Annotated in this window: 12 protein-coding genes; 11 read left to right on the top strand and 1 reads right to left on the bottom strand. The window is 71.8% G+C overall.

The annotated features are described in order from the left end of the window. Positions 1-15: 15 nt before the first annotated feature. The 10 genes from DV20_RS38735 (at position 16) to DV20_RS38695 (ending at position 11,878) form a co-directional block, all read left to right on the top strand. The gene (locus DV20_RS38735) at positions 16-1,674 is read left to right on the top strand and encodes a thiamine pyrophosphate-binding protein (RefSeq protein ID WP_084093881.1); all 1,659 of its coding nucleotides are present in this window, start codon (positions 16-18) and stop codon (positions 1,672-1,674) included. A gap of 213 nt (positions 1,675-1,887) precedes the next feature. Continuing rightward, positions 1,888-2,058 carry a hypothetical protein gene (locus tag DV20_RS46025; protein WP_167344424.1) on the top strand — a complete coding sequence of 57 codons (171 nt, stop codon included), beginning with the start codon at positions 1,888-1,890 and terminating at the stop codon, positions 2,056-2,058. 209 nt (positions 2,059-2,267) lie between these two features. Continuing rightward, positions 2,268-2,471 (top strand): cold-shock protein, encoded by a 204-nt coding sequence (locus DV20_RS38730; RefSeq protein WP_043788484.1) that lies wholly within the window; start codon positions 2,268-2,270, stop codon positions 2,469-2,471. 64 nt (positions 2,472-2,535) lie between these two features. Next, positions 2,536-2,760: a heavy-metal-associated domain-containing protein gene (locus DV20_RS38725; protein WP_043788814.1), complete on the top strand. Its 225-nt coding sequence runs from the start codon at positions 2,536-2,538 to the stop codon at positions 2,758-2,760. A gap of 205 nt (positions 2,761-2,965) precedes the next feature. Continuing rightward, positions 2,966-4,000: an ATP-NAD kinase family protein gene (locus DV20_RS38720; RefSeq protein WP_043788483.1), complete on the top strand. Its 1,035-nt coding sequence runs from the start codon at positions 2,966-2,968 to the stop codon at positions 3,998-4,000. Continuing rightward, a complete protein-coding gene (locus tag DV20_RS38715; RefSeq protein WP_043788482.1) occupies positions 3,997-4,743 on the top strand; it encodes a thiamine pyrophosphate-dependent enzyme in 747 nt (248 codons plus the stop codon). Before DV20_RS38720 ends, DV20_RS38715 begins: the two co-directional genes overlap by 4 nt. Positions 4,744-4,828: 85 nt before the next feature. Further along, positions 4,829-6,091, top strand: coding sequence for a helix-turn-helix domain-containing protein (locus tag DV20_RS38710; RefSeq protein WP_043788481.1), 1,263 nt, complete (start codon positions 4,829-4,831; stop codon positions 6,089-6,091). Positions 6,092-6,769: 678 nt separating this feature from the next. Then, complete coding sequence (locus DV20_RS38705) at positions 6,770-8,179, top strand: hypothetical protein (RefSeq protein WP_043788480.1); 1,410 nt, start codon at positions 6,770-6,772, stop codon at positions 8,177-8,179. 29 nt (positions 8,180-8,208) lie between these two features. Beyond that, positions 8,209-9,150 carry a glutamate ABC transporter substrate-binding protein gene (locus DV20_RS38700; RefSeq protein WP_043788812.1) on the top strand — a complete coding sequence of 314 codons (942 nt, stop codon included), beginning with the start codon at positions 8,209-8,211 and terminating at the stop codon, positions 9,148-9,150. A gap of 73 nt (positions 9,151-9,223) precedes the next feature. Further along, complete coding sequence (locus DV20_RS38695) at positions 9,224-11,878, top strand: serine/threonine-protein kinase (protein WP_043788479.1); 2,655 nt, start codon at positions 9,224-9,226, stop codon at positions 11,876-11,878. Between the two features lie 49 nt (positions 11,879-11,927). Here DV20_RS38695 and DV20_RS38690 read toward each other — a convergent pair whose 3' ends face one another. Next, positions 11,928-12,521 carry a PaaI family thioesterase gene (locus tag DV20_RS38690; RefSeq protein ID WP_043788478.1) on the bottom strand — a complete coding sequence of 198 codons (594 nt, stop codon included), beginning with the start codon at positions 12,519-12,521 and terminating at the stop codon, positions 11,928-11,930. Between the two features lie 237 nt (positions 12,522-12,758). Between DV20_RS38690 and DV20_RS38685 the strand changes: the two genes are divergently transcribed. Continuing rightward, the gene (locus tag DV20_RS38685; protein ID WP_043788477.1) at positions 12,759-14,093 is read left to right on the top strand and encodes an MFS transporter; all 1,335 of its coding nucleotides are present in this window, start codon (positions 12,759-12,761) and stop codon (positions 14,091-14,093) included. Positions 14,094-14,101: the final 8 nt, after the last annotated feature.

Below are 14,101 nucleotides of genomic sequence, written 5' to 3'. Positions count from 1 at the left end.
CTCATTAGATACCAACTGGGAGCGACCGTCGCCCAGACGGCCGTGCGGATCCTGACCGAGGCGCGTGTCCGCCGCGTGTACGCGGTGGTCGGTGAGTCCTTCCTGGAACTGCTCGACGCCCTGCTGCGGGAGCGGGAGATCACGCTGGTCTCGGCGCGCCACGACGCGGGTGCGGCGTTCATGGCGGAGGCGGAGGGGAAGCTCACCGAACGTCCCGCCGTGCTGCTCGCCAGCCGGGGGCCGAGTGCGGCGAGCCTCGCCATCGGCGTCCAAACGGCCTACCAGGACGAGACTCCGATGGTCGTGCTGCTCGAGACGCCGGCGATCGAGCCGGTGCATTTGTCGTCGGGGGAACTGCCGACGTCGGACCTCACGGCCATGTTCGAGTCGATCGCCAAATCGACATTGCGGGTCACCGACCCGGACGGGCTGCCGGGGCTGCTCGCGCACGCGCTGACGACGTCGCAGGAAGGACGCCCGGGGCCGGTCGTGCTCGGCGTGCCCTGCGACGTCTGGGGGATGCCCTACGACGCGGCGAAGCCGATGGCGCGGGTGCGGCCGCCGGCGTCCGGAACGCTGGGCCGTTCGGCTGACGCCGTCGCGCAGCTGGTCGACGAGGCGAAGTACCCGGTCGTCATCGTCGGCGGGCGGGCGCGGTCGGCGCGGGACGAGCTGATCGCCGTCGCCGACGAGCTCGCGCTGCCCGTCTACAACGCCTTCCGGCGGCAGGACGCCTTCCCCGAAAACCATGCCCGCTACGCCGGTCACCTGGGGCTCGGCATCCCGGCGCGGCAGCTGGACGCCCTCGAACGGGCCGACCTGGTGCTCGCGCTTGGCACCCAGCTCGACGAGGTGACCACCCAGGCCTACCGCTACCCGACCGCCCAGCAGACGCTGGTCATGGTCGGGACCGGCATCGACGTCAGCCCGAAGCGGCGGGGACTCACCTTCCGCGTCGACTCCGAGGTCGAGCCGTTCCTGCGGGAGCTTCGGGAAGTGGCGTCGCCGCGGACGCGGCGGGCATCGGCAGCGAACGCGGCCGTCCACACCTTCATGACCCCGCCCGACACCAGCGGGAACACCCGGGTGCACCCCGTCGACGTCGTCCGCGCGCTGCGGAAGCTGGCGCCCGAGGACACCATCGTGACCAGCGATGCGGGCAACTTCGCGCAGTTCATGCACCGCTACTGGTGCTTCACGGCGCCACGCAGCCAGCTCGGGCCGAGCAACGCCGCGATGGGCTACGCCGTGCCGGCCGCCGTGGCGGCGAAGCTGGCCGAGCCGCGGCGGACCGTCGTGGCCATGGTCGGGGACGCCGGAACGCTCATGACCGGCCAGGAGATCGAGACGGCCGTCCGGTACCGGGCGCCGGTGATGGTGGTCGTCTTCCAGAACGGCGTGCACGGCGCGCTCGCGATGCACCAGGCCCGCACCTACGGCCGGCTGACCGGGGTCTCCATCCCGTTGACCGACTTCGCGTCGTGGGCGCGTGGGCTGGGCGCGGCGGGGTACACCGTGGACGATCGAGAAGAACTCGAGCCCATCATCGCCAGCGCGCTCGTGCGGCAGCGGCCGTGCGTCATCGACGTGCGCACGGATCCCGACGTCGTCACTCCGGACGTGCGGATCTCGGCCCTGCTCGCGCAGGCGCGTCCGCAACCTCCCGCCCAGTAACGATTTTGCTCGTTTCGTTCTGGAAGAAGCCGGGAATGTCGTGTGGTAGCAGGGCGTTGGCTCGGGTAACCTGACGGTGTTCCGGTGGTGGTTCGCCGCTGAACCTTCCCGGCCGGGTCCCGGCGGGAGACAACCGGTTTCTGTCGGTGCCGCCTGGCACCATCACGGTCATGACCCGCGCCGAAGCGGGCAGGGAACGAGGGGAGTTTCGACGTGACCGATCACCAACACGCACCCGACCAGCGGAAGTCCTCCGGCGTCGTACCGGTGCTGTTCAGCGCGAGCTCGGAAGCCCACGACGACGCGGTGGTGGCCGCCGACCGGGACGCCACCTGGCGTTCGCCGTTCGCCACCGAGGGGCTGCGCCCGGCGAGTGGCGAATAGCTCACCCCGCCCGGGGGAAGATGGCTTGTCCGTCTTGGTCCAGGTGTGCTTTACTACTAAAGGTCTCGATTTTTGTGTTCGTGTTGAGTCACGCTCGCAGAACTCAGCGGGCGTAGTGTCTCCTCGTCGAGGAAGCAAACCGCCCGGGTGACGACCTGGGACGCCGAAGTGGCTTCCTGTTTTTTAGTGGTACACATGGAGATTTTTTTATGACTCAGGGCACTGTGAAGTGGTTCAACTCCGAGAAGGGGTTCGGCTTCATCACCCCCGACAACGGTGGCGGCGACGTCTTCGTTCACTACAGCGAGATCCAGGGTAACGGCTTCAAGAGCCTGGACGAGAACGCTCGCGTCGAGTTCGAGATCGGCCAGGGCCAGAAGGGCCCGCAGGCCACGTCGGTCACCGTGATCTGACTTTGATCTTGGGTAAGGGCCGTCACCCGTTCGGGGTGGCGGCCCTTTTCCTATGCTCCGCACCATGATCGAGCACGGATACACCGTTTCCGGGATGAGCTGCGGCCACTGTGCCCAGTCGGTGACCGAAGAACTCACGGCGCTGCCCGGAGTGGCCGAAGTGGACGTCGACGTCGCGGCCGGCCGGGTGGTCGTGCGGGCCGAAACCGCGCTGGCCGAGGACGACGTCCGGGCCGCGGTCGCGGAAGCGGGCTTCACCTACGAGGGCGTCGCCGACCTGGTCCGATAGCCCGTCGCCTGGCCCTCGTCCCGGTTGGGTCTTCCCCGCCCGTGGCTCCCGCTTGGACAGTCCACTGGAGATCACTGGGTGAGACGCACGGTGTGAGCTGCGTCGCTCCGAGCCCGCGCCGCCGGTACTGCAACGCTCTGCAACCCTTCCGCTCCGCACGATCGCGGAGTCTCCTGGTCTCCGGGGTGAAAGAACAGGAGGCCAGGTGGGTGAAACGGTGGCGGGGATCGTGGCGAACCCCGCTTCGGGGCGGGACATCCGCCGGCTGGTCGCGCAGGCGTCGGTGTTCCCCACCGCAGAGAAGGCGAACATGGTCCAGCGGCTGCTGGCGGCGTTCGCCGTCACCGGGCTCGACCGCGCCCTCGTCTCGACCGATCTCGGCGGGATCTCCGCCTCGGTCCTGCGCGCGCTCGGCCGCGGTGACTCCGGGCCGAAGGTCGACTTCTGCGAGGACGACGCTCTCACCGGCACCGCGGCCGACACGACGAACGCGGTGCGCCGCATGGTCGAGGCCGGCGCCGGCGTCATCGTCGTCCTCGGCGGGGACGGCACCGCCCGGGTCGCCGCCGCGGCCTGCGAAGACGTGCCGCTCCTCGCCCTCTCCACCGGGACCAACAACGCCTTCCCGCAGATGCGGGAGGCGACCGTCGCCGGTCTGGCCGCCGGGCTGATCGCCACCGGGCAAATCGACCCCGACCTCGTCACGCACCGCGTCAGCCTGCTGGAAGTCGTCACGAAAGCGCGCCGGGAGATCGCGCTCGTCGACGTCTGCGTGTCGCTGAGCAGGCACATCGGCGCGCGGGCGCTGTGGGACCCGTCGTCGCTCACCGAGCTCTACTGCACCTTCGCCGAGCCGGACGGTATCGGCCTCTCGAGCGTTCCAGGGCAACTCTGTCCGAGCCCCCGGTCGAGCCCCGACGGTGTCGCGCTGCAGCTCGGGCCGGTCGGGGAGACGCCGTACGTCGTGCACGCGCCGATCGCGCCCGGGCTCGTCCGCCCGGTCGGCGTGCGCGGCTGGGGGCTCCTGCGGCCCGGCGTGCGCGTCGAGCTCGCCGCCGCGGGCGGCGTCATCGCGCTCGACGGCGAGCGGGAACTCGAGCTGAAGACCGGCGAGAGCGCGTTCGTCGAACTCAAGCCGGACGGGCCGTGGGTCGTCGACGTCCGGGCAGCGATGGCCGAGGCGGCGCGGAAAGGGCTCCTGCGCACGGACACCGAGCCGGGGAAGGAGCGCCGGAGATGACGGACGCCCTCCAGGGTGCGTACCGCGTGATGCGGACCATCCGTGCCGTCGAAGAGCAGGTCCGCGCGACCGGTGACGGTCGCAGCGAGGGCGCCGGCGAGGAAGCCCTGGCCGCGGGCGTCTGCCTCCACCTCGACAGCCGTGACGCCATCGCCGGCACCCACCGCCGTCCCGGGCAGCGCATCGCCAAGGGCGTCGACGTCAGGGCCGTCCTGGCCGAGATCCGGCACCACCGGCTGGTCGCGGCGGACCCGCTCGGCGGCGTCCCGCTGCTGATCTGCGGCGCCGCGATCGCCGCCAAGCAGCAGCACACCGGCGGCGTCGGAGTCGCCTTCCTCGGCGACGGCGCCGGGACGACGCTGGAGGCGCTGAACCTCGCGTCGGCCTGGCACCTCCCCGCCATCTTCGTCACCGAGGACGCCGGCTACGCCGATCGGGTGGCCGGGCTCGGCGTGCCGGGCGTCGTCGTTGACGGATCCGATTTCTTCGCCGTGCACGAGGCAGCCGGCGAAGCGGTCGGCCGGGCTCGCGACGGCGGTGGCCCGACGCTGATCGTGGCCGGGTTCCCCCGCGGCGGCGACTGCCTCCAGCGGTTCCGCAGCCGCGTCACGGACAGCGGTGAGCTGCGCGAACAGGTCCTCGACACGATCGACGCCGAGGTCGCCCGGCTCATCGAAGTCTCCGTGGCCGCTCCCGAACCGGCCTCGGACGACGGGGAAACCGACGTCTACGTCTCTTATTGACGCGGACAGACCGCGACGTGCGCCACCTACCGATCAGCCGGTCGAAAAGGCAGACTCCGAGGAGGCACAGCACAAGGAGCGGCGGTTGGGGCAGCGAGACCTCGAGGCAGCGTTGCCGGCCGGGACGGATCCCCGGCGGCACGCCCGTGTCCTCGCGCAGGTGCACGAAGCGGCCCTGAACGGCCGGGCACTGCCCAGCCCGCTGCGGCCGGTCATCGGCGCGTCCTGGCAACGGATGCGCCGCCTGGGCCTGGATCCGGACAGCCGGGCCGCCGCGCCCGTCCTGAACTTCGAACAGCTGGAGGCGCGCCGCCGCGCGAGCGGGCTGGCCGAGGCGCTGCCGGTGCTGCGCGGCGGCCTGATCAGCCTCGCCGAGCAGGCCGCGCACATCATGGTGATCGCCGACGCCGGGGGCGCCGTCCTCTGGCGGGACGGCAGTGCCGCGGTCCGCCGCCGCGCCGACGCGCTCGGGTTCGTCGAAGGCGTCGACTGGCAGGAGGAGTCCGTCGGCACCAACGCGATCGGCACCGCGCTCGTCGCGCGCAGCCCGATCCAGGTGTACTCCGCCGAGCACTACGTCCGGGCCCAGCACTCCTGGACGTGCGCGGCCGCCCCGCTGCACGACCCGCGCGACGGCAGGCTGCTCGGCGTCGTCGACCTCTCCGGGCCGGCCTCGACCGTGCACGCGACGACGTTGGCGCTGGTCGACGCCGTGACGCGGCTCGCGGAAGCCCACCTCCGCACCACCCACCACGCCGAGCTCGAACGGCTTCGCGGCTTCGCCGTCCCTGTCCTCGCGAAGGTCGGCGGACGGGCGATGGTGGCCGACGAACACGGCTGGGTCGCCGCGGCCGCCGGGCTCGCGCCGGTCGACCGGGTCGCGCTGCCCACCGGCCTGGGACCCGGGCGGACCTGGTTGCCCGCGTACGGCGGTTGCTCCGTCGAGCCGCTGCCCGGCGGCTGGCTGCTCCGCCTGACCGAGCACGACACGGCCCCGCCGACCCGCGTCGTGCTCGACGTCCGGTCGCCGCGCCGGCCCGAGCTCACCGTGGCCGGCGCGGCCGGCACCTGGACGCACCGGCTCAGCCCCCGCCACGCCGAAGTGCTGTACGTCCTGGCCAGCCACCGCGACGGCCGGTCGGCGTCCGAGCTTTCGGCCGACCTGTTCGGTGACGCCGGCCGGACGGTGACCGTCCGCGCCGAGATGTCCCGCCTGCGACGCCGCTTCGGCGGCATCCTCGGCGCGCAGCCGTACCGCTTCGCCGACGACGTCGAGGTGGTGGTCCGGCGGCCACCGGACTCCGAAGCCGTGCTCCCGCACTCGCTCGCCCCGGCCATCCGAGGCTGACTCCCCGGCGGCGGGGAATCATGGACGCCGTGCCGAACCGAGCCGGCTGGTGGTGCAGCTGCTCGGCAGGCTCTTCTTCGCAGCGACCCTGCTCACGCACGCGAGGCGGACCCGCGCGTCTGGACGGTCTACGCCACCGCCTGCCGGCCGGGTCTCCTCGGCGGACCTGCTGTCCGTCATCGCCCTCGGCGCGCTGGGCGTGCGGCTCGAGCTCGCCGAGGCGCTGCTGACCGAGCGGTCCGATGTGGACGGTGCGTCGCGCTCGGTCCGGCGGTCGCGACGGCAAGCACGCGCCGGGCGAAGCCATCCGGATGCGGCTGGGCCACGCACCCGGCGTCGTCCGGCTCGACGTCCGCAACACCCTTCCCGTCGTCACCCGGACAGGTGAAGCATTCGGCCGGCATGCGCGAGCCCTCCCCGGCAGCGCGCTGACGTCGGGCCCCCGAAGACGGCCACTAACGGGTGCCGGCGGAAGCCCGGACCTGATCACCGGTGTGCGCCAGAACACGTCCGGCCAGATCACGTGCTGATGACGGCGGGCGGTGCCGGTGGCTGCGCGTGCGGCGACTCGGCTACCTTCTGCGGGTACGGCTCACAGCGATCTTTTTTCGGGGGCTCCGGGTGGCCAGGCCCCCGGCCTGGGGCGAGGCCCCGGATGGCAGGGGGAGGAATTCGGGGATGACCAGCACCGCGACGGCCCCGGCGCCCGCGCCGGGACCCCCGCCGTCGCCACCGGACAACCGTGACCGCGCCGGGGGCCGCAACGGCCTGCTGGGGCTGCTCGAGCTGCCCGGACAAGGTGTCCGCGCGATCGTCCGGTCCGCCGCGACCACGCCCGGCCGGCTCACCGTGATCGCCGTCGGGCTGGTGCTGCTGGCCCTCGTCGCCGGGCTCGTCGCGACGCTGTCGGTGCAGGACCGCGACGACACGATCAGCGGCGTCATCGACCGCCGCGAGCCGCTCGCCGCCGCGTCGCAGCAGGTCTACCGCTCGCTTTCGGACGCGGACGCGACCGCCGCGAGCGCGTTCCTCTCCATCGGCACCGAGCCGCCCGAGCTGCGCCAGCGCTACGAGCGCGACATCGCCGAAGCCGGCGCCGCGCTCGCGAAGGCCGCGTCCGACGCCGCGGACGTCGCCAACGCCTCCGGCCCGGTCGACATGCTGAACCAGCAGCTGCCCGTCTACACCGGGCTCGTCGAGACGGCGCGGGCGAACAACCGCCTCGGCTACCCGGTCGGCGCGTCCTACCTGCGCGAGGCGTCGGAGCTGATGCGGGCGAAGATCCTGCCCGCCGCGCAGGACCTCTACCGGGTCGACACCGAGCGGCTCATCGAAGAGCAGGACAGCGCCACCGATTTCCCGTGGCTCGCCACGATCCTGATCGTGGCGTTGCTGGCCGCGCTGGTCGTCGCGCAGGTCTACCTGACCCGGCGCACCAACCGGCTGCTCAACGTCGGGCTCCTCGTCGCGACGGCCGCCGTCGTGGTGTCGCTGCTGTGGGGCGCGGTCGCGCTGGTCGTCCAGGGCAGCCTGGTCGGCAGCGGCCAGGACGACGGCTCGCACCGCGTCGACGTGCTCGTCCGCGCCCGGATCGCCGCGCTGCAGGCCCGCGCCGACGAAACGCTGACGCTGGTCGCCCGCGGCGACGGTGGCGCGTACGAACGGGACTTCAGCGCCAAGGCCGTCCAGCTGGTCGGCGAGGACGGCCAGGGTGGTCTCCTCGGCGAAGCCCGCGGCTTGATCAAGGACGGCGAAGGCGCCACGAAGATCGCCGACGCGTCCGCGGCCGCGACCGACTGGCTGAAGGCGCACCGGCAGGTGCGCGCCCAGGACGACGCCGGCGCGTACCAGGAAGCCGTCGACTCCGCCGTGCAGGAGGACGCGAAAGGCGGCTCGGCGCCGGCGTTTCGGCGGCTCGACGACAGCCTCCAGGCGGCGATCGACGTCGGCAGGCAGGACTTCCTCGACGACACCCACAACGGCGACCGCGCGCTGACCGCCCTCGCGCCCGGGTTGGCCGTGCTGGCCATCGTCGCCGCCGCGGGTGTCACCATGGGGATCCGGGAACGACTGAGGGAGTACCGGTGAACAGGCGGGGGAACACGGTCCGGGCGGGCGTGCTGGCGGTCGTCGCGCTGCTGGCGGCGTCCTGCGGCAGTCCCGGGAAACCGGTCGACCCGGCGCCGGTCAGCAACGCGGCCTGGCCGCAGCCCGCGCACGTCGGCGGCCCGGACGCGACGGCCGGCGGCGCCTCCGACACCAGCTGCAACCCGCTGGCCAGCCTTTCGCCGACCAGCACGACGGTCCCCGACAACTCGACGATGTCGGACATCCGCAAGCGCGGCAAGCTGATCGCCGGGGTCGACCAGACCACCTACCTGTTCGGGTTCCGCAACCCCACCTCGGGCAACCTCGAGGGCTTCGACATCGACATGGTCAACGCGGTCGCCAAGGCGATCTTCGGCTCGGCCGACGGCCACGTCCAGTTCCGCGCGATCCCGTCGTCGCAGCGCGAGGACGTCCTGAAGAAGCACCAGGTCGACATCGTGGTCCGGACCTACAGCATCACCTGCGCGCGCAAGAAGGACGTCGAGTTCTCCTCCGTGTACTACGTGGCGGGCCAGAAGATCCTGGTCCCGAAGGAGTCGAAGGCGCAGAAGCTGGCGGACCTGAGCGGCAAGCGGGTGTGCGCGACCAAGAAGTCGACGTCGCTGGCGAAGATCGCGACGGACCCGGCCAAGCCGGTGCCGATCTCGGTGGACAACTGGTCGGACTGCCTGGTGATGGTCCAGCAGGGCCAGGTCGACGCGGTGTCGACCGACGACACCATCCTCGCCGGGATGGCCGCGCAGGACTCGACGCTCGAGGTCCGCGGCGAGCCGCTGACGCAGGAGAACTACGGCATCGGCGTGCCGAAGGACCACGAAGACATGGTCCGCTACGTCAACGCGGTGCTCGACCAGATCCGCGGCAACGGCGTCTGGCAGGACAGCTACCGCCGCTGGGTGGAAGCGCGCCTCGGCCCGGCTTCGCCGCCGTCGCCCCAGTACCAGCAGTGAACGTCGCAGGACCAGTGGACGCAGCGCGACTAGGATCGATCTCCGCACGTCGCAGGGGATCCGGGAGGTAGCAGTGTCGGAGGAGCCGCGCCGTCCTCGGCACGCCGCGCCGGACGACGAGCCGCAGCAGGTGGCCGCGCCGAGCTGGCAGCCACCGCCACCGGTGCGGTGGGAGACGCCGGAGCCGTCGATCTCGGGCCGCCTCGACGAGGGCGAGTCCACCGGCGGCCAGGAAACCGTGATCCACGCCCCCGTGCAGCGCCCGCCGACGCCGCCGCGCGGCCAGCCGTCCGCGGCCCGTCCGCCGATCCCCGGTGCCGAAGACCCGACCCGCCCACCGGGCAGCATCGCCCCCGTCGCACCGCCCACGCAGGCGCTGCGCCCGGACCCCGACGCGCCGCAGCCGACGAGCGTCCTCGCGTCGCCGGCCCCGGAGACGCAGAGCATCCGGCCGCCGGTACCGCGGCCGGACACCGGCCCCGGCGCCCCGCTGCCGGACCCGGGCACCGAAAGCGTCCTGCCCGAGCGCACCAGCGAAGGACGGCACACCGGGACGGGCACCGGCGCCGGCACCGGGACCGGAACGGGGACCGGCGGCGGCTCGGGCTCCGGCGCGTTCCCCGGCACTTCGCGGCGGACGTCGTCGCGCACGTCCCGCTCGCGGCGCGGCCGCCTCGGCGCCGGGCTGGTCGATGTCCCACCGGTGCCCGCGCGCGATCCCGCGTCCGCCGTGCTGACGAACCCGGTGGTGTCGGAGGAGAAGCGGTTCTGCGGCAGCTGCAACGCGAAGGTCGGCCGCGGCAAGGACGGCCAACCCGGTTCGCCGGAAGGGAAGTGCGAGAACTGCGGCGCGCCGTTCTCGTTCCTCCCGAAGCTGCAGCCGAACGAGCTCGTCGGCGGTCAGTACGAAGTCCTCGGCGCGATCGCCTACGGCGGTCTCGGCTGGATCTACCTGGCGCAGGACCACAACGTCAGCGACCGCTGGGTCGTCCTCAAAGGACTGATCGACACCGGTGACGCGACGGCGATGGCGGCCGCGGCCAACGAACAGCGGTTCCTCGCCGAGGTCGAGCACCCCAACATCGTCAAGATCCACAACTTCGTGCAGCACCCGGACGCCCACAGCGGGACGACCACCGGCTACATCGTCATGGAGTACGTCGGCGGCCAGTCGCTGCGGCAGCTCGCGCTGGCGCACCACCGGGAAAGCCGCCGTCCGGAACCGCTGCCGATCGGCCAGGTCATCGCCTACGGGCTGGAAATCCTGCCCGCGCTGGGCTACCTGCACAGCCAGGGCCTGCTCTACTGCGACCTCAAGCCCGACAACGTCATCCAGACCAACGAACAGCTGAAGCTGATCGACCTCGGCGCGGTCCGCCGCACCGACGACTACGAGAGCCCGCTGTTCTTCACCACCGGCTACAGCGCGCCGGAACTGCCGACGCAGGGCGCGTCGGTGGCTTCGGACCTGTTCACCGTCGGGCGCACGCTCGCCGTGCTGAGCTTCGAGTTCACCGGCTACACCACCAAGTTCAAGACGACCCTGCCCGGCCCGGACGCGGTCCCGCTGTTCGCGCTGTTCGGTTCGTACTACCGGTTCCTGCGGCGCGCGACGCACGCCGACCCGGACCGCCGGTTCCTCTCCGCCGAGGAAATGGCCGACCAGCTCACCGGCGTGCTGCGCGAGATCATGGCCCTCGGCACCGGCAAGCCGCGGCCCGGCGCGTCCACGGTGTTCGGGCCGGAGAGCCGCACGTTCGGCGCGCAGCTGGTGGTGCCCGAGGCCGGCGCCAGCGTCCCGCTGCCCGGCGCCGACGAGGTCGTCGCCGGCCTGCCGATCCCGCAGGTGGACACCGACGACCCGGCGGCGGGCGTGCTCGCCACCACGATCGCCCTTGATCCGCGCGCGGCCATCGAAGCGCTGGCCGGCGCGCCGCGGGAGTCGATCGAGGTGCGGCTGCGGATCGTGCGCGCCCGGGTCGAGCTGGGCGAGTTCGCGGAGGCGCAACGGCAGCTGCAGGCCGCGCAGTACCTGGCGATCAAGAACGGCTTCCCGCACGACTGGCGGATCGACTGGTACCGCGGCCTGATCGAGCTGGCGGGCGGCCGTTCGCGGGTTGCGCACGTCGCGTTCGAAGCGGTGTATGACGACCTGCCGGGCGAGATCGCGCCGAAGCTCGCTCTCGGCGTCAGCGCCGAAGGCGTCGGCGACTACTTCGCCGCCGCGCGGTTCTACGAACTGGTCTGGCGCACCGACCGCACCTACGTCAGCGCCGCCTTCGGCCTCGCCCGCGTGTACCTGGCGCAGGGCGCGCGCAACAGCGCGGTCGAGGTGCTGGAGACGGTGCCACCGTCGTCGACCCACTACGTCGACGCGCAGGTCGCGGCGATCAAGATCAAGACGACGGCGACCAAGGCCAACGGCCGCGAAACCCCGGTCACCGAGCACGACCTGCTCGACGCGTCGGCCCGGCTCGAGCGGCTCCGCCTCGACGTCGAACGCCAGACGCGCCTGTCCGCCGGCGTGCTCGAAGCCGCGCACGAATGGCTCAAGCAGGGCAAGCCCACGCCGGGCGCGCGGGTCCTGGGGTGCCGGCTGGAGGAACGCGAGCTGCGGTTCGGCCTCGAGCGGTGCTACCGCGCGCTGGCCCGGCTGGCCGGCACGCTCGACGAGCGCATCAAGCTGGTCGACCGGGCCAACGCGATCCGCCCCCGCACCCTCACCTGAGCCCCGAAAGCGGCACTTTCACGTGAAAGTGCCGCTTCGGCGGTGGTGGTCAGGGGTTGATTTCCCAGTCGCGTTCGGCGCGCTCGCGCTGGTTCTTCTCGTGCTGCGCGGCCAGCTTCTCCAGCGCCTGCGGGTCGCCGTGGGTGCTGAAGTGCTCGAAGCCGACGACCACGAACAACGCCCGCGCGCTCACCGCGATCGGGCCGTCCTCGGCGTCGAGGCGGCCGTCCGCGCTGACGTAGATCTTGCGGCCCGCGATGCCGTCCAAACGAGCCTCGATGAACAGCGTCGAACCGACCGGCACCGGACGGCGGAAGTCCGTCTCGAGCTTGCCGGTCACCGCCGGGCGGCGCATCAGGTTGCCGACCGTCGAGCCGAGCGCCTCGTCGAACGCGCAGGCCAGCAGGCCGCCGTGGGCGAGGCCGGGCGCGCCCTGGTGGGCGGCGGTGACGGTGAACCGCGAGTGCACGACCTGGCCCTCGCCGACAGTCGAGCGCAGGTGCAGCCCGGCGTCGGCCTCGTCGCCGCAGCCGAAGCACTCGGTGAAGTGCACGCCGAGCTCGGTGCCCGGCTCCGGCGCCTTGGGGTGCGGGACCGCGGGCTCCACCGGCACCGGCGGCCAGGGTTGAGAAACACGACTCATGCGCTGACGTTAACCGGCGGGTAAACGGCCGCCGCGCGCGACCCGGGACGGCGGTGAGCCACCCCCATCTCTCAGTAGCCGGAAAGTTCCCCACCGTAGACAATCCCCGGCTCAGGCTGCCGACGTGGGAGAGCCGGTCGAGACTGGGGCGATGAGCTCGAACGGCCCCATGGGCACTGCACGGGAGGAGTCGTCGCCGGCATGAGCGAACCAGCAGCAACGACGGGCAATCCGTCAGTGGACGAGAGAACCGTCAAGCGGGCCGTCTGGGCGTCGGCCATGGGCAACGCCACCGAGTGGTACGACTACGGCGTCTTCACCTCGGGCGCGATCGCCGCCAGCATCGGCACCCTGTTCTTCCCCGGCGAAGGCAACGCGGTGCTGAAGTCGCTGGCGCTGCTCGCGGTCGGGTTCATCGTGCGGCCCTTCGGCGGAGCCTTCTTCGGGCCGCTCGGCGACAAGATCGGCCGCAAGCGCGTCCTCGCCATCACGATCCTGCTGATGTCCGGCTGCACGTTCCTGGTCGGCGTCCTGCCGACGTACGCCGGCAGCTACAGCATGGGCATCGCGGCCCCCATCGCGATCCTCCTGCTGCGGATCATCCAGGGCTTCTCCACCGGCGGCGAGTACGGCGGAGCGGCGACGTTCATCGCCGAGTACTCCCCGACGAAGCGCCGGGGCTTCTTCGGCAGCTTCCTCGAGCTCGGCACGCTGGGCGGGTACGTGCTCGGCAACCTCGTGGTGCTGTCCGTGACGCTCTCGCTGTCGCCCGAGCAGGTCGACGCCTGGGGCTGGCGGATCCCGTTCTTCGTCGCGCTGCCGCTCGGCCTGATCGGGCTCTACCTGCGGAACAAGCTCGAGGACACCCCCGAGTTCCGCCGGCTGGAAGCGCAGGGCGAGGCGCCGAAGAAGGCGCCGCTGAAGGAGATCTTCGTCCGCAACTGGCGGATGATCCTCAACCTGATCGGCATCGTGCTGCTGCTGAACGTCGCGGACTACCTGCTGCTGACCACGATGCCGACGTACTTCACGGACACGTTGAAGATCAACGACAACACGGCGACGCTGATCATCATCGCGGTCGAGGTCATCCAGATGGCGATCATCCTGCCGCTCGGGGCGCTGTCCGACCGGATCGGCAGGAAACCGCTGCTGCTCACCGCGGCCATCGGGTTCCTGGTGCTGAGCTGGCCGTCGCTCAAGCTCATGCAGTCCGGCAGCATCCTGTGGCTGTTCGTCGGCTTCCTGATCGTGGCGATCCTGCTGGTCTTCATCCTCGCCGTGATCGGCTCGACGTTCCCCGCGATGTTCCCCACCCGGGTGCGCTACGGCTCGTTCGCGATCGGCTACAACATCTCGACGTCGCTATTCGGCGGCACCGCCGGAGTCGTCGTGACGGCGCTGATCAAGAGCACCGGCAACGAGGACTGGCCGGCGTACTACCTGATGGCGGCGGCGCTGATCGCGATCGTCCCGATCATCAAGATCCCGGAGACGTCGCAGGTGCCGATGGACCAGATCGACACCGAGGACAGCGGCGGCAAGCCGGCCGCGGCGGCCGCTCAGCGCTGAGCGTCCGC

It is taken from the genome of Amycolatopsis rifamycinica (assembly GCF_000695625.1).
Classification (GTDB): Bacteria; Actinomycetota; Actinomycetes; order Mycobacteriales; family Pseudonocardiaceae; genus Amycolatopsis; species Amycolatopsis rifamycinica.
This window is presented reverse-complemented; position numbering and strand designations above follow the sequence as displayed.